23 protein-coding genes and 1 pseudogene are annotated in these 20,722 nt (G+C 28.9%); 10 read left to right on the top strand and 14 right to left on the bottom strand.

Going from position 1 to position 20,722, the window contains the following annotated elements:
• Window positions 1–34: 34 nt before the first annotated feature.
• On the bottom strand, window positions 35–304 hold the full coding sequence (gene rpsN, locus ACNMOQ_RS10760) for a 30S ribosomal protein S14 (protein ID WP_017000733.1): 270 nt from the start codon (window positions 302–304) through the stop codon (window positions 35–37).
• Between the two features lie 294 nt (window positions 305–598).
• On the opposite strand from rpsN, the gene ACNMOQ_RS10765 reads away from it, so the two are divergent.
• The 4 genes from ACNMOQ_RS10765 to ACNMOQ_RS10780 are packed head-to-tail and all read left to right on the top strand — an operon-like array spanning window position 599 to window position 4,522.
• Complete coding sequence (locus ACNMOQ_RS10765; RefSeq protein WP_135031266.1) at window positions 599–1,720, top strand: NAD(P)/FAD-dependent oxidoreductase; 1,122 nt, start codon at window positions 599–601, stop codon at window positions 1,718–1,720.
• Window positions 1,714–3,045, top strand: a complete 1,332-nt coding sequence (locus tag ACNMOQ_RS10770) for a nucleoside recognition domain-containing protein (protein WP_416349819.1) — start codon at window positions 1,714–1,716, stop codon at window positions 3,043–3,045. The genes ACNMOQ_RS10765 and ACNMOQ_RS10770 overlap by 7 nt, the downstream gene beginning before the upstream one ends.
• 12 nt (window positions 3,046–3,057) lie before the next feature.
• Window positions 3,058–3,594 carry a dCTP deaminase gene (gene dcd, locus ACNMOQ_RS10775; protein ID WP_017000739.1) on the top strand — a complete coding sequence of 179 codons (537 nt, stop codon included), beginning with the start codon at window positions 3,058–3,060 and terminating at the stop codon, window positions 3,592–3,594.
• A gap of 13 nt (window positions 3,595–3,607) precedes the next feature.
• On the top strand, window positions 3,608–4,522 hold the full coding sequence (locus ACNMOQ_RS10780) for a CobW family GTP-binding protein (RefSeq protein WP_416349820.1): 915 nt from the start codon (window positions 3,608–3,610) through the stop codon (window positions 4,520–4,522).
• Between the two features lie 31 nt (window positions 4,523–4,553).
• On the opposite strand, the gene ACNMOQ_RS10785 is transcribed toward ACNMOQ_RS10780, so the two are convergent.
• Both ACNMOQ_RS10785 and ACNMOQ_RS10790 read right to left on the bottom strand, forming a co-directional pair.
• Window positions 4,554–5,105 carry a hypothetical protein gene (locus ACNMOQ_RS10785; protein WP_070044927.1) on the bottom strand — a complete coding sequence of 184 codons (552 nt, stop codon included), beginning with the start codon at window positions 5,103–5,105 and terminating at the stop codon, window positions 4,554–4,556.
• Window positions 5,106–5,229: 124 nt separating this feature from the next.
• Window positions 5,230–5,979 (bottom strand): hypothetical protein, encoded by a 750-nt coding sequence (locus tag ACNMOQ_RS10790; protein ID WP_416349821.1) that lies wholly within the window; start codon window positions 5,977–5,979, stop codon window positions 5,230–5,232.
• Window positions 5,980–6,102: 123 nt separating this feature from the next.
• Between ACNMOQ_RS10790 and ACNMOQ_RS10795 the strand changes: the two genes are divergently transcribed.
• Both ACNMOQ_RS10795 and ACNMOQ_RS10800 read left to right on the top strand, forming a co-directional pair.
• The gene (locus tag ACNMOQ_RS10795) at window positions 6,103–7,065 is read left to right on the top strand and encodes an arsenic resistance protein (RefSeq protein WP_416349822.1); all 963 of its coding nucleotides are present in this window, start codon (window positions 6,103–6,105) and stop codon (window positions 7,063–7,065) included.
• A 91-nt stretch (window positions 7,066–7,156) separates the two neighbouring features.
• Window positions 7,157–7,654, top strand: a complete 498-nt coding sequence (locus tag ACNMOQ_RS10800) for a GNAT family N-acetyltransferase (protein ID WP_017000748.1) — start codon at window positions 7,157–7,159, stop codon at window positions 7,652–7,654.
• A gap of 65 nt (window positions 7,655–7,719) precedes the next feature.
• Here ACNMOQ_RS10800 and ACNMOQ_RS10805 read toward each other — a convergent pair whose 3' ends face one another.
• The gene (locus tag ACNMOQ_RS10805) at window positions 7,720–8,724 is read right to left on the bottom strand and encodes a LysM peptidoglycan-binding domain-containing protein (RefSeq protein WP_135031276.1); all 1,005 of its coding nucleotides are present in this window, start codon (window positions 8,722–8,724) and stop codon (window positions 7,720–7,722) included.
• A gap of 222 nt (window positions 8,725–8,946) precedes the next feature.
• Here ACNMOQ_RS10805 and ACNMOQ_RS10810 point away from each other — a divergent pair.
• Window positions 8,947–9,150, top strand: a pseudogene (locus ACNMOQ_RS10810) (GNAT family N-acetyltransferase); the annotation flags it as partial.
• Between the two features lie 250 nt (window positions 9,151–9,400).
• Here the strand turns inward: ACNMOQ_RS10810 and ACNMOQ_RS10815 are convergent.
• The 4 genes from ACNMOQ_RS10815 to ACNMOQ_RS10830 all read right to left on the bottom strand — a co-directional run bounded on the left by ACNMOQ_RS10815 (window position 9,401) and on the right by ACNMOQ_RS10830 (window position 11,592).
• Window positions 9,401–9,532 carry a hypothetical protein gene (locus ACNMOQ_RS10815; RefSeq protein WP_265588489.1) on the bottom strand — a complete coding sequence of 44 codons (132 nt, stop codon included), beginning with the start codon at window positions 9,530–9,532 and terminating at the stop codon, window positions 9,401–9,403.
• A 78-nt stretch (window positions 9,533–9,610) separates the two neighbouring features.
• Entirely contained in the window at window positions 9,611–10,084 is a 474-nt protein-coding gene (locus ACNMOQ_RS10820) for a GNAT family N-acetyltransferase (RefSeq protein ID WP_239705222.1), read from the bottom strand.
• A 145-nt stretch (window positions 10,085–10,229) separates the two neighbouring features.
• Complete coding sequence (locus ACNMOQ_RS10825; protein ID WP_070044923.1) at window positions 10,230–11,186, bottom strand: thermonuclease family protein; 957 nt, start codon at window positions 11,184–11,186, stop codon at window positions 10,230–10,232.
• A gap of 253 nt (window positions 11,187–11,439) precedes the next feature.
• A complete protein-coding gene (locus ACNMOQ_RS10830; protein WP_239724792.1) occupies window positions 11,440–11,592 on the bottom strand; it encodes a hypothetical protein in 153 nt (50 codons plus the stop codon).
• Between the two features lie 183 nt (window positions 11,593–11,775).
• Between ACNMOQ_RS10830 and ACNMOQ_RS10835 the strand changes: the two genes are divergently transcribed.
• The gene (locus ACNMOQ_RS10835; protein ID WP_017000759.1) at window positions 11,776–12,396 is read left to right on the top strand and encodes a LysE family translocator; all 621 of its coding nucleotides are present in this window, start codon (window positions 11,776–11,778) and stop codon (window positions 12,394–12,396) included.
• A 155-nt stretch (window positions 12,397–12,551) separates the two neighbouring features.
• Complete coding sequence (locus ACNMOQ_RS10840; protein ID WP_070044920.1) at window positions 12,552–13,892, top strand: APC family permease; 1,341 nt, start codon at window positions 12,552–12,554, stop codon at window positions 13,890–13,892.
• 56 nt (window positions 13,893–13,948) lie between these two features.
• Here ACNMOQ_RS10840 and ACNMOQ_RS10845 read toward each other — a convergent pair whose 3' ends face one another.
• A complete protein-coding gene (locus ACNMOQ_RS10845; RefSeq protein WP_017000761.1) occupies window positions 13,949–14,149 on the bottom strand; it encodes a hypothetical protein in 201 nt (66 codons plus the stop codon).
• Window positions 14,150–14,263: 114 nt separating this feature from the next.
• Entirely contained in the window at window positions 14,264–15,007 is a 744-nt protein-coding gene (locus ACNMOQ_RS10850) for a hypothetical protein (RefSeq protein ID WP_416349823.1), read from the bottom strand.
• Window positions 15,008–15,226: 219 nt separating this feature from the next.
• Here ACNMOQ_RS10850 and ACNMOQ_RS10855 point away from each other — a divergent pair, with 219 nt between their 5' ends.
• Window positions 15,227–15,820, top strand: a complete 594-nt coding sequence (locus tag ACNMOQ_RS10855; protein WP_282460972.1) for an NUDIX hydrolase — start codon at window positions 15,227–15,229, stop codon at window positions 15,818–15,820.
• Window positions 15,821–16,831: 1,011 nt separating this feature from the next.
• Here ACNMOQ_RS10855 and ACNMOQ_RS10860 read toward each other — a convergent pair.
• The 4 genes from ACNMOQ_RS10860 to ACNMOQ_RS10875 all read right to left on the bottom strand — a co-directional run bounded on the left by ACNMOQ_RS10860 (window position 16,832) and on the right by ACNMOQ_RS10875 (window position 20,115).
• Window positions 16,832–17,032, bottom strand: a complete 201-nt coding sequence (locus ACNMOQ_RS10860; RefSeq protein WP_416349824.1) for a hypothetical protein — start codon at window positions 17,030–17,032, stop codon at window positions 16,832–16,834.
• 39 nt (window positions 17,033–17,071) lie between these two features.
• Entirely contained in the window at window positions 17,072–17,296 is a 225-nt protein-coding gene (locus ACNMOQ_RS10865; RefSeq protein WP_416349825.1) for a hypothetical protein, read from the bottom strand.
• 725 nt (window positions 17,297–18,021) lie between these two features.
• Entirely contained in the window at window positions 18,022–18,468 is a 447-nt protein-coding gene (locus ACNMOQ_RS10870; protein WP_416349826.1) for a hypothetical protein, read from the bottom strand.
• Between the two features lie 459 nt (window positions 18,469–18,927).
• The gene (locus tag ACNMOQ_RS10875) at window positions 18,928–20,115 is read right to left on the bottom strand and encodes an MFS transporter (protein WP_416349827.1); all 1,188 of its coding nucleotides are present in this window, start codon (window positions 20,113–20,115) and stop codon (window positions 18,928–18,930) included.
• Window positions 20,116–20,722: the final 607 nt, after the last annotated feature.

Below are 20,722 nucleotides of genomic sequence, written 5' to 3' on the forward strand. Positions count from 1 at the left end.
TTTCTAATTGCTTATGCCCAAATCACACAGTTGCTTACCAACTTGATTTTTTCACGCCAGGAATTTGACCTTTGTGCGCATATTCTCTTAAAGCAATTCTAGACATACCAAATTTTCTGTATACACCTCTAGGTCTACCAGTAACTTGACATCTACGTGTAATACGCGTAGGTGATGCGTCTCTAGGAAGTTTTTTCAAACCTTCGTAGTCTTTATTTGCTTTTAATTCTTCTCTTTTTTCTCTATATTTCTCTACCATTTGAATACGTTTTTGTTCTTTTGCTATTTTAGATTTTTTTGCCATGTATATAACTCCTTTTAAATTATTATTGAACATAATGTGAATAATGAAATAAATAAGCCAACAAAGAAGTTGGCTTGAAATCGTATATTAAATAAAGTAAATGAAGTAGCCACGTAATCTCTCGGAGGTAAATCGTAATGACTACGCTTTAACTATAAAACATAATTCCAACTTTTGCAAGTAGAAAATTTCATTTCTTTCAATTTCAATAATTTTAAACTTGCTTACCTACTTCAAAGATGATACTTTACTATTATACAAAACGTAATTATTACGATTTAGGAAGTGTATAATATGAAAGACACATTTAAAGCAATAATAATTGGTGCCGGCCCTTCTGGAATCGGTATGGCTATTGCTCTAAAAGAACTTGGTTTGCAAGATGTCATGATTTTAGATAAAGGTAAAGTTGGTGAATCATTCATTAATTGGCCAAATACTACTCGATTTATTACGCCATCTTTTACTACGAATGGATTTGGTACACCAGACATCAATGCTATTACACCACATAGCTCTCCAGCATTCACATTTAAAAAGGAACATATTTCAGGATTTGAATACGCTCAATATTTAAATGCACTTACTCAAATATATGAGTTAAATATAAAGGAACATACAGAAGTCATCGATATTTCAACTGATGAACAAAATGATTCATATACTATAAGTACAGAAAAGAAAGATTTTAAAGCAGATTATATTTTTATAGGAACAGGTAATTTCTCATTTCCACATAAACCATTTAAACATGGTGTTCATTACTGTGAGATAAAGAATTTTTCAAATGTTGAAGGAGAAACTGCTACTATAATAGGAGGAAATGAAAGTGGCTTCGATGCTGCAATACACTTAGCCCTTTTAGGTAAGAAAGTCGATATATACACAAATTCTACAAGCTACGACCAACAAGACCCTGACCCAAGCGTTAGACTTTCGCCATATACACATCAGCGTTATGTTGAGTTAGTAGAACAAGGTTATCCTATTAAACTACACTCAAACTATTCTATAGAGGAAATTGATTTCATATATAATCAATATACAATACATTTTGAAAATCAAACACGAAGTATAACTGTTGCAAATGAACCTATTTTAGCTACTGGCTTTAACCCTGTTCAAAATAATCCGTTAACAAATATTCTATTTGAAAATAACGGGAATAGTTATGAATTAACTGACGATGATGAATCAACAATTAATCAAAATATATTCCTAATTGGAGATACAGTTAAACATCAAGATGTCATTCTTTGCTACATTTATAAATTTAGAACACGCTTTGCAGTATTAGCTAATCTTGTTTGTGAAAGAGAAGGCATAGAAGCAAATGAAGATGCAATTGAATTTTATAAGAATAATCAAATGTATTTAGATGATTATTCTTGCTGCGAAGTTGATTGCTCATGTTAAGAGTGGAATACAATTTAAAAGATGGGTCATTTTCTAATATACCTAATGAAAAACATTATATTGTTGTAAAGCATTTAAATAAACTGACAACTGAACAAAAAATGTCTTTCAAAAACTTTATTATTAAGAAAAAATTAAATTTAACATTAGATGAATCACATAAAAACATCATAGAAAATCGTTCTGAAACTAAAGATATCATTTCAGAATTAGAATTACTTAGAAAAGAAAAGTTGCGTCGAGTTCCTACATTGAAAGATATGACATCATCATTATTACTTATTATTTTAATGTTTATGTTACCTATTTATATATCTTTTTATCTTTCAAGCTTTGTTCAAAACAACTGGATGGAAAGTTTTCTTAGTTTTACATCTAACAGTCTACACTTTCAATCAGATTTTTTAAATGATATATTGTTCGGTGATTATGGGCTACTATCCCTTGGCATTTATTCTGTCGTCTGGGCGTTACCAGTTGTCATATTCATTAGTATTTCTACAAACATTGTGAGTGAAAGTCATTTAAAATCTTATATCGTATGGTCAATCGATCCAATTATGACTAAAGTTGGTTTAACCGGTTACGATATTATACCAGTGATTGAAGGGTTCGGTTGTAACTCAGCTGCAGTATTAAGAGCCAACCATGATTGTAGTGCTTGTAGTAAAAGCAATTGCATTAGTTTAATAAGTTTCGGTTCATCATGCAGTTATCAAATTGGTGCAACTTTATCACTTTTTAGTGTGATGAACGCACCTTGGCTCTTTATGCCTTATATTTTAATTGTCTTTATAGGTGGAATCATACATATAAAACTATGGTCTCCAAAGTCTATATTACCTACACATTATTTTGTATTAGATAAAGTAAGAAAGCCTTCTATAAAAGCTATATGGCTTCAATCTATGGATACAATTAAGTCTTTTCTCGTTCAAGCTTTACCTATATTCTTCGTAATATGCATCATAGCAAGTTTATTATCTATGACACCTATACTTGTTTATGTCTCAAATATATTCAATGTCATATTACAAGCAATTAACGTACCTAAAGAAATGTCTACAGGCATTCTTTTTTCAATGATCAGAAAAAACGGCATGCTTTTATTTAATATGAATCATGGAGCTATACTACAATCTATTTCGTTAAAAAGTGCTTTTTTACTTATATTATTTAGTTCGACTTTTTCTGCTTGTTCAGTAACAATTACGATGATAATTAAAAGTTTAGGTTGGCTAGAAGGCATTAAAATCGTTGGCAAACAGATGGTAACTGCAACGATTTGTTTCTTCATTACAGTATTAATTTTAAATTTATTATAGGGGGATTAAACCTTGATATTATCGGATCAAGATATAAAGCAATATATCAACGAAGAAAAATTAAAAATTACACCTTTTCATGAAGCGTTTATTGAACCCGCTTCTATCGATTTAACATTAGGCAATCATTTCCTTTTACCTAAAACACCTAAAAGTGGTGTGCAGCCTTTATCAACAGCTATAGAGTACAACGAGATTCACGCAGAGAAATTCACCATACCTGCTAAATCCTTTGTCTTAGCAACTACTGTTGAGTATATTGAGTTACCGAATGATATAACAGGATTTGTAGAAGGAAGAAGTTCTATAGGAAGAGCTGGTTTATTCATACAAAACGCAGGATGGGTTGATCCAGGATTTGCTGGACAAATTACATTAGAGTTATTCAACGCGAACGATTTTGCATTAGAAATAAATGTTAATCAGCGTATATGTCAATTAGTTCTCGCTCAAACACGTTCTCCTGCCAATCATGCTTACAATGGTAAATATCAAGGACAAAAGAATACAACAGGTAGTAAAGTTTATATGGATAAAGACCCAAAATAAAGGTGGCTTTTAAATGGAAATTGTAATTATAACCGGATTTTTAGGAAGCGGCAAAACGACGATGTTGAATAGTTTAATCAATGATGTTCAACAAGAAAATAAAAAATCAGCAGTCATTATGAATGAATTCGGAAAACGTAGCATTGATACTGAGCTCATTCAATCTGACGTTCCAATAAGTGAAATGATAAATGGATGCATATGTTGTGTTATGAAAGAAGATGTTGCAACACAATTACACCAAGTTTATTTAGAATACCAACCAGATGTCGTATTTATAGAATGTAGCGGCATCGCCCATCCACTTGAAGTATTAGATGCATGCTTAACACCGGTACTTGCGCCATTTTCAACAATAAGAACAATTATTGGCATTGTGGATTTACCGGCTTATCAACACCTTTCTTCTTATACTGAACAAACACAACAACTGATAGATATACAACTTAAATATTGTCACGATATTGTATTAAACAAAATCGACATGATGGATACAGACGACGCTATAAACACAATGAAATCTATACAAAAAGACTATACAGAAGCAGATATCTTTTCTACGACATTTGGAAATATCCATTTTAGTCATTTTACAAAATCTAATCGAGATTTAAAGGTTACACAACACGACGCACATCATCATGGTCATGTTTTCCATAAATATTATCCATTAACAGAACCAATTACAATGGAAGGTTTTAAAACATGGTTAAAAGATTTACCTAATAACATCTATAGAATTAAAGGCTTTATTACATTTAAAAACGATCCAAATAAATATTTAATCCAAGTTTCAAATGATAACCTAAGGATAGAACAATATAACATTAATATCGATGATTACTTAATATTGATTGGCGATAATTTGAATAAAGAAGCGGTATTTTCCCCTAATGAAATAAAAAAAGCATCTCATCAAAGTAAATGATGAGATGCTTTTTTATAAATTGAATTTTATATTATTCTACTTTCCAAACATTTAGACCATGCACTTGGCTATTCTCGTCAAATTTCAAATCTTCTTTACCATAAAACGTATAAGTTTTGCCTTCTTCTAGCAATTTATGGTCGTAATCAATAATAAAATAAGATTCTGTACTATTACCACTTTCTTTTACTACTTCCACAACCTTATTCCCTACTTCATTCTCGCTAATTTTCTTAACCTTTGCATTCGTTACTTTTAATAATTGATCATGATCATAAGTTTCATTATTGAACTTATCATGATCAATCTCAATAGAATGATTCATTTTCTCTTGATTGAAGTGATCAGCTTGAGCTTGTGCCACATTACCATCCATATTAAAAGTTGAATCACGATCTTGGTTTGGCTCAGTAGATACAACGCCAACAATACAACCTAAAGTTAAAAAGAATAATACAATGGTACTTAGCAACGGAACTCTAAACCTAGTATCTTTAATCGCTTTAACCACAGTTGTACCTAGAGCTGCACAAAAAGCTATTAATACTATAATTCCTAAAACGCTAAATATAAAACTTTCCATTTTACATTACTCCCTTGATTTTTTCGTTTTTACATCAGTTTATATTAGACCTAATGTAAACAAATGTCATTTATTTTGTTTCAAAAACCGAAAGAACACGTTTTCATAGCGAGTTTAAAGTATCTCAATTTTTGATTTTATACAAATATTCACTCAACCTTTGATTACGTCCTCCTTTATCCCAACTATGATAATCTTCAATTAATAGATGTATATTTTTGTTGTAATGATTAAATACTAAATCAGTGATTGCTAAAAAACTTTTCCAATAATGAAACATAATTGAATTTGTATCTTCATTTTCATACAAATCATATGTGAAAGCCTCTAAATATTTTTCATCATAACGTTCTTTATAATAATTAAATAATTCTAATTCAAGATTATATATTTTGCTAAATTCTTCTTCTGTATAAAAATAAAATCTCGGTAAGAACATAACTAGTCCTTCTTCAAACCATAAATCATCTGAAGAAACATCTTCATCGTCAAAATCAGACAAGAAAAAATCACAGTGATGTGTTATTTCATGCCCTAATATACATAAAATTTCCTTCTTCAAATAATGATCAAAAAATGTTTTTGTATCAACACTCATATCGTCTTGGATTGCTTCTGTTAAAAATTCTTTCCAGCCATCTAAGTCTATACTTATAAAAACACCTTTTTCATTAGTATAAGCTGGGATATTTTTTTGTAACACATTTTCCATTACATACTTACTAGTCCAAATAATATGTGCTGGTTCATCTTTTAATTCATATTCTATTTTTAATTTTTCAACATAGATTTTAATTTCGTTATAAAAATATCTTGCTAATTTTTCAACTTCTACATTCGTATCTAAACTATCTAACATATATATACTTTTCATATCTACCACCGACTTTTTAAAGTGATTTAACAAATTCTATTCATTTTTAATATACCATAATACATTCTCATTATTTTTGGTAAACTTATATATAATTGAAATGATATTTTGAAGGAGATTTTTATGCAGCATATTAAATCATTTTTAGAGGTTAAACAGATTTATATTTATATTATTTTCTTGATTTGTGGTGCTGTTTTAGGTTTATCGTTTGGTGATTTAAAAAATCTGTTTGAGCCTTTTATTTCACTTTTTTTAGCTATATTATTATTTAGCATGTTTGCTCAAATACCGTTTTTAAACCTTAAAGATAAACTATTAGATTTTAAATATGTTTTAGCGCTACTTGTTTCGAATTTTATTTTAATACCTATTTTTGTTTTTATACTCGTGTCTCTTTTCAATGTGACATCTATACCCATTTTAATCGGTGTTTATCTTGTTTTACTGACACCATGCATTGATTATGTCATCGTCTTCACTAAACTAGGTAAAGGTAACGCTCAGTACATGCTAATCTCTACTCCAATATTGTTTATTGTACAGTTTGTCTTGTTGCCTGTTTATTTTGTATTATTTTTAAGACAAGACTTCTCTCAATATATAAAATTAGGACCATTTATTGAAACGTTTGTTTTATTAATTTTAATTCCATTTATTTTAGTCCTGATTTTACAACTAGCGAGTCAAAAATCTATCCAAATGAAAAAGTGTTTGAATTTAACTGAATGGCTTCCTGTTCCTTTTATGGCACTTGTTTTAATGGTGGTTATTGCCTCTCATATTTCTACGTTAACTCATGATTTAGATAATGTTATTACAGTTATTCCTATTTATATTTGCTTTATGGCTATCGCTCCATTCATTGGGTCATTTACAGGAAAACTTTTTGCACTACCTGTTGATTTAAAAAGAACTTTAGCATTCAGTTCTAGTACAAGAAATGCTTTAGTTGTATTACCTTTAGCTCTTTCGTTACCTAAAGAATGGTCTGCTATCGTTACGGTAGTAATTGTGACACAAACAGTTGTTGAATTAATTGGTGAATTAGTTTATATACGCGTCATAAAAAAATTCATCAAATAAATTATTTTTTAATATCTTAATAACTTTATTTTGTTATTTAATGAAGTCGTGTAATAATAGAGTTATATTATGAATAATTAGGAGTGAAATCTTGAGAGTTAGAGCATTAGAATCTAATGACTTACCTTTTGTACACGAATTAAACAATGAATATTCAATCATGTCATATTGGTTTGAAGAACCATATGAATCGTTAACTGAGCTTCAGTATTTGTTTGATAAACATTTACTTGATGAATCTGAAAGAAGATTTATAGTTGAAGATGATAAACAGATTGTAGGGATTGTTGAACTTGTAGAAATTGATTATATTCACCGTAACTGTGAAATTCAAATTATTATTAAACCAGAATTCGGTGGCAAAGGATATGCTAAATTTGCCTTTGATAATGCTACAAGTTACGCGTTTGATATTTTAAATATGCATAAAGTTTATTTATATGTAGACCAAGATAATGAAAAAGCTATACATATATATGAAAGTTACGGATTTAAAAAAGAAGGTCTATTAAGAGAACACTTTTATGCTAAAGGTAAATATAAAGACGCTTTTTTAATGGCTTTATTAAAATGTGAATATATTTCATAAAAAACAGCTCTAAACGTAAGGTTTTCTTACGTTTAGAGCTGTTTAATCTTATTAGCTTTATTTAATTATTTTAACTTTAATTCTTGTCCTACTGTTAAGTCATTTGAACTTAAATCATTTAATTCTTTAAGTTTATCTACACTTACACCGCTTCGTTTAGAAATATTATATAATGTATCTCCTGAAACTACTTTATGTGTATCACCACTTATAGTCTCTTCATTATCTGTTTCATTCGTTCCATTATAATGTTTTTCTACAAGTTTATAGAACTGATCCATATCGTATCCCCATTGACTAAAGTAATTGATAGGATCCGTGTGGTCTGTTCCACCCCAATATTCACTGATGGCATTATGACTGATTACAGTACCAGTACCTTCATTATTATCTGCTAATGATGGTTTTAAACCATTTTGTTTAAGCATTTCAGCTGTTAAATATGCTTGATTATTTACTGATTTAGCAAATTCATCAAACGTACTTGCTTGCGCTAATTCTATTTGGTAAAAGTAAGGATTCGCTTTAGCACCTGCACCCCACGCTAAATAGTCACTTGATGCTGTTTGTACTATTTTATTACTACCTGCATATGCATGCACAAATGCACTCTCATAATTATTATACATATAATTAATTTCATCATCGATTGTACTACTAGGATTAGATGTTTCATGAATAACTACACCAATAAATTCATCAGATTTAAAATCATATTTTGGTAAGCTATCCATTCTAGAATCTTGAGTAATATTCGATGGCTTTATGTTATTTTTCTCAATGTAATTATTTACATTTTGATAAGCTTCGTTCGTACTTTTCTTTGATCTCATTTCAGTAGAACCATGCTCAGCAACTTTATTATGTAACTCTAAATCTTCATCCGTTAGTAAATTCGTAAGTTCTTTCGGCTTCATTTTTTGAGCCTCTTCGAAGTTAATTGATTTACTTGTATTTTCAGTTTGACTATTACTCGCCTCATTAGATTCTTCAGCATTCACATGCAAACCAGATTGAGAAAGCAATAAACCAGATGTCAAAATTAATACCGTTCCAAATTTATACTTCATAATAATCCTCCTTCATTAAAGTTCTTTGAACATTGTATGATAAAATAATATTAATTAATACAGGATATTAATATTTGTAATTATTAATTAACATGTTTGAAATATTTTGTTTTTTATTTTTATGACTCATATTCAAGAAACAACATTATATTGTATAATTACATTTAATATTGATATAGAAATGAGGTAAGTTATGAATTCAACACAAAAGTTATGAGTATATGGATAGAACATTTATTTAACACTTTAAATATAGTACGTGTAGGCTATACAACATGGTCTGGAAATAAAGGCATGATAAGAATTGGTGAAAAGCTTGGTATGTCTATGGAAGCTAAAATAAGAAAAGTGAGATATTATAATGGTTGTTATTATGATTCTATTCGCATGGGATTATTAAGAGAAGAATGGGAAAAGAGTAATTAAGTGTTTTACACCTAATTACCCTTTTTATTAGAACCTTTATTTATTAATTTACGTATTAACCTCATTATGACTGCTACACTAATATATCTAAAAATTCGTTTGATAATACTTTGCATATTGTTTAACTCCTTGTTTTCGGATTATTTTATACCTTTATCAGTACATACCCAACAATTAAGAAGGTTACACATTTATTTATATTAATATCTTATTTATCTCTTCATTTTTTGTATACAAATTAATTATACTACTAGAATATTTTAGAGATAACTCTTCCAATCCAGATAAAAAATCTTGGTATAAGCATTAATATACCTGGTATTTCAAATAAAATATCTGATACCACTTCCATAAAAATCGTTCGCTTTTTCATTCTTTGCATTTAACATCTCTCCTTAAAAAATCCTAATTTTTTACAGTTCATATGTATATTATATACCCATCTTTTTTAGTCTATATATTAATTGTGTTTAAACTTTTCTAGTCTTAAAAGTCCTTCATCATCTGGTTCTTTAATACCATCTTTATAATCATATCCATATTTTCTATAGAAGTGTACGGCAGTGATAGAAGCGGGTATTTCTATGCGCTCAGCTCGTTTAAAGTAAAAATCCCTTTCTAATGTTTGAATGATTAACTTTCCTATTCCCTTACCTTGATAATCTGGTGAAACAAATATTGTAAATAAGCTGCTCTCAGTTTCACTATCCCAGTACGGTCCAATAGCGCCTGTTCCAACGATTTTAGATTCTTCTTCAAAGACATAAAAGTTAGTAAAACTTGCTCTTTCTATAATAGCTTCTGGTGTCATCGTACTAACTACTTTCTCAATTTCTTCAACAGGCTCATCTTTAACATTCGTTGTTCTAAGTGTATGTATAATTAATTCGCTTATTTCTTCAGCATCTTTTGTTTCAAACATTCTTATGTTCATGTTGTCTCACTCCTGCTCTTTATAAGTAATATATGACTCTTTTTTATATTAATACTATTTAAGCATATATGAAACGTGGAATAAAAAACCTATCAAAGTTTAAAATAACTTTAATAGGTTTTCTTTTATTTTTTATAGTTTTATTTTAATTTGCTTCACATGCAAAGTTATCTTTGTCTCTATCAAGTTTTGGTAAATATGCTGGATGAGTACTTGGTACACCGTTTGGATATACTTTTCTTAGTTCAGTACAGTTTTTATAAAATTCTTTACTTTGTGATTGTTGAGTCTCTGGTTGAGAGGCAGGAACATTTGTCGTTGTATTGTTATTAGAAGTATTTGAATTTGTATTTGCTTCTGTATTATTAGCTTCTTCAAAAGCACTATCTAAACTCCAAATACCTAATTTCTGTTCTTTAGCTACAGCCTGCGCACTTTCCAATCGATCTAGATAACGTGTGTTAGGAGGATAAACATACGCTACTTTCGCCAAACCTTCTCTAACTAATATTTCGTTTACCATTTCACCATCAACATATATATAAGCTAAATATCTTTGATACTTGTCTTGTTTCTCACCTACATCAAACTCAACTTCGATTTTGTTAGCGTTCATGAGTAACGATTTCGTTCTATCAGAAGCTTCTTGACCAAACGGCTGTTTCCCAATTCTAGGGTGCTTCGTTTCAGGCGTATCTATTAATAAAAATCTAAACGATCCTTCTTTACCATTATATATAAACTTAGCAGTATCCCCGTCTACTGTTGATGAAAGTTCCACAGGTATTCTATCAGTCGTACCAGGTGTGAATGTCTTTTTTTCTTCTTTGTTTGAATCTTGCGTAGCATTCTCTACTTCTTTCTTTTCATCCTTTGAATCTTTCTTAGTATAATTAGTTTTCTCTTTTTTATCTGTTTCTTTTTTCTCAGATTTTTCTTTATGAGCTTTTTCATCTTTCTTTTGTTTGTCATCATTTTGCTTCTTATTCTCTTCGCTTACTTGACTCTTATCATCTTTATTCACATCATCATCACTACAAGCCCCTATTAAAATAAAAAGCATGAAGATTACAAAACAAAACCATAAACATCCTTTTTTCATAACTTACTCTCCTAAAATATATTCATTAAAGTAATAATAACAGATTTTACACTAATTAATAACTATTTTTTTAATTTTCTTTAAATTTAATGATTATTTTTATATAAACCTATCAAAATCATTATTTGTAGAATATGTATATAAAAAGACATTAAAAATAGCCGTTTGTTTTAGAAAACAAACGACTAAAAAGTTAATAAGCCATGGTGAAATATAAATACAATTATATACTTAGTAATTCTAAAGACTTACTTCATTCTTCTTCTTTAATTTTATCTTTCTTTATCGCAAAGATTATTAATACTAAAACTGAAACCCACATAAACGGGGATACTAAAGCTACAAATATAAAGCCTAAAATAATACTTAGCCATACTGAATCAACCGAATATTTACCTATTTTCATATTAATCCTCATTTCTAATTGTATTCATATATAATCTCTTATTCATCTATGATGATTATAACTACTATACTTACTTAAACCAAATTATAAAATAAATATAGTTATTTTATAAATAATATAGTTATTCAAACTAGTTTTTGATATATTTGTGAGAAACATTAATCAACAGAGAGGTGTAAATATATGGATAATTGGTTAAGCTTCATCGTAATATCTTTAATGATCATCATAATACCAGGCCCTGACTTTTTCATTGTATTGAATAACACATTAAAAGGTAATGCGAAAAACGGTATTATGGCTGGTTTGGGTATCTCAAGTGCACATGTTTTTTATTCAGCACTTGCAGCATTTGGATTAATATTTATTTTAACGACATCTTATTATGTTTTTACAGTTATAAAGATTTTAGGTTCAATATATATTGCATATCTAGGCATTAAAACAATTTTAAATGCGAAAAAAGCCTTTAATATTAGTACTGATAAAGATGTAAAAACAGATATGAAACTTAGATTGTCTTATAAACAAGGTTTTATAAGTACTATTTTTAATCCAAAAGCAATTTTATTTTATGTCAGCATTTTACCTCAATTTATAACTAAAGAAGATGGATCAATGCAGATTCTAGTACTTTCCTCTTTATTCATATTAACTGTTTTCATTTGGTTCTTCTTATGTAGCTTTTTATTTAACTATATTAGACAAATTTTTAATAATGTAAAAATCAAAAGTATGCTAGATTACGCTATTGGTACAGTCTTAATTGGTCTAGCAATAAGTATATTTAGGTTAGAAAAGTAAATAATAAAACCCATGGAATTCAAAAATAACTATACTTATATAAAAGCCAAAGTTCCAATTGATAATTTCTCTCAATTGGACTATAATAACTTGTGGTACTTTTATCTTAGTTTAGAAGTATGAATTATTAATTATACATATACACGGAGGCGCTTATGTCTGAATCAACTCATTTAAAGAAGAATTTAGGCCTAGGTGATGTCATGGGTATCGCACTAGGACAAGTTATCGGTTCAGGGATTATGACCATGACTGGCATAGGTATTCAAATGTCTGGTAGCGGTGTGACTTTAGCTTATATAATTTCTTCATTACTTGGTATTATTGCGATGTCACCAATTGCTATTTTAGGAGGAACACTCCCTACTACAGGAGGTTTATATAAATATACCAGTCGGTTGTTATCACCAAAAATTGGTGTATTTTGGCTATGCATGTTTACATTGATGCAAATTACATTAGCAATGTATGCTATTTCCTTTGCACAATATTTACAAGGCGTTTTACCGGAAGCACCTATCACACCAATTGCTTTTAGTTTATTAACATTACTATTTATTGTGAATTTAGTTGGTGTAAAAACAGCTTCTATCATTAATAAATGGATGGTTATTATTTTAATCCTTTCATTAAGTTGTTTCGTAGTTTTTGGATTACCTAAAGTAGATTATACAGTTTTCCAACCAGAAACAATGTTTCCAGCAGGGTTCACAGGCTTCTTTACTGCAATTGGATTGGTAGGTTTTGCAACTGGAGGTGCACAATTCGTTGCGGAATTAGGTGGGGAAATGAAGAATCCTCGACGAGATTTACCTATCGTCATTATAGGATCTACAGTACTAATCGGGTTCTTCTATGCTTTAATTGCTGCAGTTGCAGTAGGTGTCTTACCTATTGAACAAGTTGCAGGTCAGCCTTTAACAGCAGTAGCTAATGAAGTATTACCAAAACCTGTATTTGTTATCTTTATTGTAGGTGGTGCCATGTTTGCTCTAGCAACAACATTAAACGCAACATTCACTTGGGTAACAAAAAGTTTATATGTAGCTACACAAGATGGCGTCTTACCTAAGAAATTAGGAGCAGTAAACGAAAAATTTGGAACACCACATTGGTTACTCACTATTTTCTATATCATTGGAGCAGTACCAATTTTAACAAACGTGTCGCTAAACGTAGTAGCACAACTTGGAACAAGCCTTTCATTAATCGTATTTATGTTCCCAGTAGTTGCAGCAGGACGATTACCTAAGCTATACCCAGAAGCATACGCTAATGCACCTATCAAACTGCCACCAGCATTACTCAAAACTTTAATCGGTATTTCTGTTGTGTTACTACTTGCAGAAACATACCTATTAATCACTGATTTAGAAACACATTATATAATCGGATCAATCGCCTATGTAATTTTAGCAGCACTATTTGCAGCATTTTCCGATAAAATCACAGGATTCTCTATAAAGAATACGAATATATTAGAGGATGACATATAAAAATAAACACTCCAAAAGTTAAACTTTTGGAGTGTTTTACGTATATTTTAATAAATTCAAAGAACGTTTGCCATAATAATCAAAACCACTCCACAAAATACAGAACCTAATGCAAAGTAAGTAGTTCCCTTGAAACTTACAGTTTTCTCACCTTTTGTAAAAACTTCATACATCTCATAAGACATAAAATACAAAGCACAAATACCAAGTATTAAAAAACCAGAACCCAATAAGTATCCGAACACATCTAGAAACATAATATTCCCTCCTTAAAGGTTTATATTAATGCTAACAAACACCTTGATGTTTTTAAACGAACATTATTGTCACATTAGGTTTTACTTTAGTTGATATTTAAACTCATATTAACTTTATTTATTATAGTGATCATATTTACCTGATTCAATTTCAGATTCTCTCTCCTCTATTTCTTTGTAAACATCTTCGGCATCGTCACCTTCATAATAACCTTGTTCAATTGCTGTTTTAGTTTGTATTTCAGCAGAAGATAAACCACCATTATATTTTTTACGTAAAGCGTCTATATACTCATCTTCAGTCTCAGCTGCATTGATTTCGGCGTTAACATCATCAGGTTCATCATCTTGCATATCTAAATCTTCTTCTTCGTCCATTTTCTCTTGTTGCTCAGGAGTTACACATCCGCCAACTGTACATTGTGTCCCATCAGGCTTTACATACCCCACAACATCACCGTTACCAGGTGCCTGATACCATGTGTCCCCATCTGCGTCTACCATACCATCTACATTAACCCCGCTTTTTATTTGTTTTGATATTTCTTCTTTAGTTAATTCTCTATTTTCTGATTCATTTTCGTTATTTGTTTGTTCACTATTCTCAATTTCTTCTTGGCCTTCTGTATTTTCATTTTCTTCAGCAGACTGTTCTTCTTCTGTATCTGCTTCTGATTCATTAGAAGTATCTTGTTTATTATCCTTTTCCTTATCTTTATCTTTTTTCTCATCTTGCTTTTTATTTTCTTTATCATCTGGTTGTTTTGTGGTTTCTGATTTAGATGAGGTTTCTTCTTTTTCTCCACATGCTCCTAATACTAATAAACTTGCGAATAATAAAATAAATAATTTTTTCATTACATATTCCCCCTTACATATATTACCTTCAATAATATATGTTTTATCAGTAAATTAATAGGTGTAATTAAATTATTTAATTTTTTATTGTTATTAATTATAAATATTTCAACTATTAATTACACACTAGTTATTTATCAACTTTCTTTTTATAGACTTATGATTAGTCCATAATTTCTATTTAAGATAATATATACTTAAAGGAATTGAGGTGTAATTATGGATAGTAAACAATTTTTCCAAAAGTTATTAGCTATTTCAAACTCTGGTATTAATTATTCTAAGGACCCATATGACGTAGAGAGGTTCAATGAAATTTTTGATATAACTCAAGAATTCATAAATTCTCAGAGCAATAACAAGAACTTAACATTAGAAAAGGAAGCTGGTTACCCTACACCTAAAATTGATGTTAGAGCTTTAATTTTAGATAAAGACAATAAAGTTTTATTAGTAGAAGATCCTAAAACAAAATCTTGGTCGTTACCTGGAGGTTTTGCTGACGTAGGAACTTCCCCAGTAGAAAATGTAGTGAAAGAAGTGATAGAAGAGACTGGTTTATCAGTTTCTGTATCCAATCTTATTGCAGTGTATGATACTAATAAGTCTAATCCAGAAAATTCATTAGCACACTATTATAAGTTAGTTTATTATTGTAAAAGATTAAGTGGAAACCTAACAACAAGTATAGAAACAAGTTCGGTACAATATTTTGATATTGATCAATTACCAAAACTATCAACTAAGAGAATTACCGAAAAACAAATAAGAGAATGTTTTAATAATTGTGAGAGTAAGACAATTATTGAATAAGTTGATAGATTTTGAACAGTTGTATTTGTGCTAATATAAACATAATATTTTTAATGAAATAATCAAACAAAATGATAGTTACCACTAGGCTAATAAGTAACAAAATATATAGACAATATATGTAAAATGTGGTAATTTAAATATAGAAAAAGGACGACGCACATACATGCATCGCCCTTATGAGCCCGTTAAAAAGACGGTGACCTCGTTTTAATAAATTATTGAATAACCATCAAAACCGGTCAAAGTTAGAGATGGTTATTTTTTATGGTCTTTTTTACTAATTAATATTAAACCAATGATTGATATGACAATCATCAGTAATTCATAATCAGTCAATATTACACCTTTCTAGGAGTTAAACCATATTTCATAGGCATCACCCCATTTATACAAGATTAGCCACCATCTATCCAACTTGCTCACTTTAATATTTTATCTTCATTACCAAAATTTGTCTATTTACAAAAAACGCATATATTAGTTTGAATCTACACAAATTTTAATTTTTTTATTTCGACTGAAGTACCAGTCATTAGATTTTAATATATTTTCATTATAAAATCCATCTATTATTTTTAATAGACAATATATGTAAATTATGGTAATTTGAATATAGAAAAAGGACGACGCACATACATGCATCGCCCTTATGAGCCCGTTAAAAAGACGGTAGCCGGAATTGAATTTATATAACCATCTTGCCGACCAAAGCTAGAGATGGTTATTTTTTATGGTCTTTCTTACTAATTAATACTAAACCAATGATTACTTCTAAAGGTTTAATATACTAATAGTTTTTCCATATTTCTGTACTATATTAATGCAAAATAAAAAACCCTCAACCACAATGGTTGAGAGCTATGTAGTGGAGACGGGTCCTTTTAATGATTATGTAAGTAGTAGTAAAACACTGTAAATACAACGTTTATAGACATTTAACTTTGTAACGAAGTGTCATTATTTATAACTAAATTGACACGCGTTTGACACTTATTTAATGTATATTTTTTAATTCTCATCTTTATATTTTGAATTCTCAGCATAAAGTCTCATTGGCATTAGTATTGAGTAACCAAATAATAATCCACCTACAGATGAAACTTGAAATGATAAATCAAATGTTTTAGTTAAACCAACATAACTTATAAAACACGCTATTAAAAATATAAAAATAAAGTTAAATATTACGCTTCTTTTAGACAAATGCAAAATTACACTTCCTTTTTATAAAATTACGATAATAATGGGTTATATCTTAATTATGCATATATAGGGGGTATGAGCAATTAAATTTTTAAAATCAAAATTATCTTTTTGGCTTTTTGTTTTGCTAGGTTTTTTATTATTAATATTTTCTCTGGTTAATATTGATAGTAAGTATTTCTTAACTCTAATTTTAATATACTTATCTTCATTTTTCTTAGCAGATACTAGAGAAAAAATAAAATTTAATTTTTTCGTTTCAATTTTCATATTAATTTTTCCTTTAATTTAAAATCCGAAAAACAAACCAAAAAATATAATTGGGTATAGTATCACTAGGTTAAATAAATTTAATATAATACTTATCAATAAATATTTTATGAAATTTTTCTTTTTAAAATAGTTGTATAAAAATAACGAAACTGATAACAATAATAAAGTCATTGAAACATCAGTAAATATCACAAGTGCATCTCCACCATAAAAATTAGAGAAAAAAATATTGCCATAAAACAAAAGTACAATAAATAAAATATAGTTTAATATATTTATTACATTGATAACTTTCAAATTACACGCCTCCTTTTTTTACATTATATACCAATTATCCAAAATGTGTATATAGTTAATAATAAATAATTCAAAGTAAAAAACACCCCAATTGTTAGTTTTCACTCTAACTTTTGGGGTGCAGTACCATTTGTGAGGTGTATTAGTTTATTAAGAGGAGTATTTTTACTTCTAGAAAGGATATAAAATCATAATATATAGGATAGAGCACTAATTATTGCAACAATTATAAAAAAGCCTGAAATTAGTTTACTTTGTTTTAATAACAGAAAAGCAATTATTAAATAAAAAATAAACAATAATAATCCTACAATAGAATCAGCTATACTTATAACACCTAAAAATGAGAAAATGACTGTTAATAGTAATAATATCGCAATGATAGTTAAAATGATCTCATGTAATTTCCAATCCTTTTTCATAATTTATATCCAACTTTCTTTATTAATATCTTTGAACTTTTTTACTGTATAAACCCAGCCTAAACTTGGTTTTTGATAAGGATTTTTTCTTACCAGTTTCTTAACAGCGGTACCACTAAATTTAACACCCTTAACATTCTTTAGTCCAATTATACCTGATACTGTACCTACAATCCCACCTGTTAAACTAACTACCTTAGCTTGAGGTACAAAAGCACCTACAATTGCAATGATACCACCTGCTGTAGTTCCTGCGGCTTGTATTTTACTTTTAGGTATTTTCTTAGACCAATTCTTTTTCCCGTATGTTTTGCCATATTGTGGAGCATTTACTTTCTTTGCTCTAAAACCACTAAATTCTTGTGGTTTGTAGTTATCTATGTAATCAGCAGGATTAAGTCCTAATTTAATCATTTCATCTGCTGTTAGTTTACTTGGATCAATTGCCACTTCCCTTTCGGCATTCACAAATTCTTCATACGAATTAGCTTCTAACACAGATTGTACTTAGTTAAACACAATCAATATATTCTAAATATATACCCCTCTATATAAATTTACGTTTCAACATTTTTCAACAATTAGCAATGTTTTATGCTCATATTTTCCTATATTTTCTACTACTGTATGCTAGCATTTTCTGCATTAGTTTCATTTTTCCACCTATTAAAACTAGCTCCTACATTATCTCTTTTATTTCTGGATTCTTAAGGTTTTGCTCAATAATATTTTTTATATAATTATCCTACCGCTCCCAACCCTTTCACTTATACCTAACCTTCTAAACAATGCTTCTATTATAGGAACTCAGCTTCACTGTATTTTGTCATTTAGACATCTTTATTAATCTTATTATATTTGATTCAAGATTTTACGAAAACATCTCCTAATTTTCTATCACCAAAACCTTTAAACATTTTTTGAATTAATATTTTTATTTTGTAATTTAACATTGTAAATATAAAGTAGCAATGGTATTACTAATAGAACAGAACAAAAAACAAAAGTTAAATTATAACCTAGTTTTAAGATTATAAAACCAAAGATTATTCCTGATAGAATTTCACCTAGTGCTCCGGAAGCACCATTTAAAGAGAATATAGTTGCCATACTTGTTGATTTATCTGACATTTCTTGATTTAAAGCATTATTAATTAAAGTATTCATTAAATCATCTGTTATTGTTACTAAAGAAACACTGAAAAACGCAACAATCTTTTTTCCTATTGATAATAATAAAATCAATAATATAGCTATAAGCGTAATTAAAACATTATATTTTTCCGGTATTTGATTTAGTTGTTTATCAAATACCGAAAATATATGTAAAAGGAATAATAAAGCAATACCTCCTAATGTAGTGACAAAACCAAATGTTACTTCATCTATGTATATATGTTTAAAATAGGGTTGCCAATATCTATCAATAGTATCTATGACAAAAGCAAAGAAAAAACTGGCTATTATAATGTTCAATGTTCGTTTATTTTTCAGCATTGTAACGCTTGCATTTTTGATAATATCAACTATGGAGCTATCATTTACTTCGATTACATGTGGTTTGTTTTTTCTAATCTTTACAAAAACGCTTAAATATAATGTTAGTATTAATGAACTCATTGCAGCTAATACGAATGGCAAGAATTCATTCACTTTATATAAAAATCCTGACAAAGGAGAAATTATAATGATGAATAATATAAATATCTTTGTATTATTGAAAAGTGTTCTTGAAAATTCACTTTGCCTTACTTCTTGATTGATCCATGATTCAAATGTTCCTGAAAATAATGTCTCTGACAAAGTCCAAGTTAGTAACAATATAATTAGTATCATTCCATTAGAAGCAAATGGAAATAAAAACCAAGTAATTGAAAGGCATATAAAAGAAGTTATCAGATTATATTTAATTCCAAATTTATCAGAAATAGCCCCAGAAGGAATCTCAAATATAAATTTCATTATTTCAAAAACGGTTCCTATTACTCCTAATAAAAAAAGATTATATCCAGAATTATATAAATAGATAATCCAAATAGGAGCATAAAAACCTATAGTAATACCCCTCAAAAGTGAAACTATATATAATTTTTTCATATTAACTATACAACTCCTTTAAATATGTAGGCGGTACTGTTTTCTTAGAAAACGTCTGTTTTAATAGTTTGGAATTTACATTGTACTTCAAATCATTGATAGTATTAATAAATATCGTATGCCAAACAATCTTGCCTACATAACATTTATTTCTCCCACTTTTCAAAATAATAAGGCATAGATTAACATCTACGCCTCATGTAATGAGATTAGTGTCTTCCCATTGCAGCCACTTTCTGAACGCCTACCATTTTTGGTGTCTTGTATTCAGCCATAAATTTCGCCCGTTTTATTTTTGTAAATATATGATATATTAATTATCAGAAATTTTCAATATTTTTTTAATATTATAATTATATTGTGGTACTCTCATTCTCGAGGATATACAAAGGAGGAAAACTAAAGAAGAAAAACTTATAGATTATATCTTAAAACAGCATAAAGTATTAATAGAAAATAATTCTAACACCCTAAAATAAAGGGTATTTTTTATATACTTATGTATTTTTTTGCTCTTAAATTAAAAAACCCTCAACCACAATGGTTGAGAGCTATGTAGTGGAGACGGCGGGAGTTCATTATACCGTTAATTAATATATTTAAAACA

This window comes from Mammaliicoccus lentus (assembly GCF_947036595.1).
GTDB classification, from domain to species: domain Bacteria; phylum Bacillota; class Bacilli; order Staphylococcales; family Staphylococcaceae; genus Mammaliicoccus; species Mammaliicoccus lentus.

Coding starts and splice junctions, on each gene's coding strand:
- ACNMOQ_RS10845 (WP_017000761.1), bottom strand. CDS start 14,149: ATGTTTCTAGATGTGTTCGGATACTTATTGGGTTCTGGTTTTTTAATA.
- ACNMOQ_RS10820 (WP_239705222.1), bottom strand. CDS start 10,084: ATGAACATAAGAATGTTTGAAACAAAAGATGCTGAAGAAATAAGCGAA.
- ACNMOQ_RS10855 (WP_282460972.1), top strand. CDS start 15,227: ATGGATAGTAAACAATTTTTCCAAAAGTTATTAGCTATTTCAAACTCT.
- ACNMOQ_RS10865 (WP_416349825.1), bottom strand. CDS start 17,296: ATGAAAATTGAAACGAAAAAATTAAATTTTATTTTTTCTCTAGTATCT.
- ACNMOQ_RS10825 (WP_070044923.1), bottom strand. CDS start 11,186: ATGAAAAAAGGATGTTTATGGTTTTGTTTTGTAATCTTCATGCTTTTT.
- ACNMOQ_RS10840 (WP_070044920.1), top strand. CDS start 12,552: ATGTCTGAATCAACTCATTTAAAGAAGAATTTAGGCCTAGGTGATGTC.
- ACNMOQ_RS10875 (WP_416349827.1), bottom strand. CDS start 20,115: ATGAAAAAATTATATATAGTTTCACTTTTGAGGGGTATTACTATAGGT.
- ACNMOQ_RS10830 (WP_239724792.1), bottom strand. CDS start 11,592: ATGAAAATAGGTAAATATTCGGTTGATTCAGTATGGCTAAGTATTATT.
- ACNMOQ_RS10805 (WP_135031276.1), bottom strand. CDS start 8,724: ATGAAGTATAAATTTGGAACGGTATTAATTTTGACATCTGGTTTATTG.
- ACNMOQ_RS10780 (WP_416349820.1), top strand. CDS start 3,608: ATGGAAATTGTAATTATAACCGGATTTTTAGGAAGCGGCAAAACGACG.
- ACNMOQ_RS10835 (WP_017000759.1), top strand. CDS start 11,776: ATGGATAATTGGTTAAGCTTCATCGTAATATCTTTAATGATCATCATA.
- rpsN (WP_017000733.1), bottom strand. CDS start 304: ATGGCAAAAAAATCTAAAATAGCAAAAGAACAAAAACGTATTCAAATG.
- ACNMOQ_RS10770 (WP_416349819.1), top strand. CDS start 1,714: ATGTTAAGAGTGGAATACAATTTAAAAGATGGGTCATTTTCTAATATA.
- ACNMOQ_RS10765 (WP_135031266.1), top strand. CDS start 599: ATGAAAGACACATTTAAAGCAATAATAATTGGTGCCGGCCCTTCTGGA.
- ACNMOQ_RS10815 (WP_265588489.1), bottom strand. CDS start 9,532: ATGCAAAGAATGAAAAAGCGAACGATTTTTATGGAAGTGGTATCAGAT.
- ACNMOQ_RS10785 (WP_070044927.1), bottom strand. CDS start 5,105: ATGGAAAGTTTTATATTTAGCGTTTTAGGAATTATAGTATTAATAGCT.
- ACNMOQ_RS10795 (WP_416349822.1), top strand. CDS start 6,103: ATGCAGCATATTAAATCATTTTTAGAGGTTAAACAGATTTATATTTAT.
- ACNMOQ_RS10850 (WP_416349823.1), bottom strand. CDS start 15,007: ATGAAAAAATTATTTATTTTATTATTCGCAAGTTTATTAGTATTAGGA.
- ACNMOQ_RS10790 (WP_416349821.1), bottom strand. CDS start 5,979: ATGAAAAGTATATATATGTTAGATAGTTTAGATACGAATGTAGAAGTT.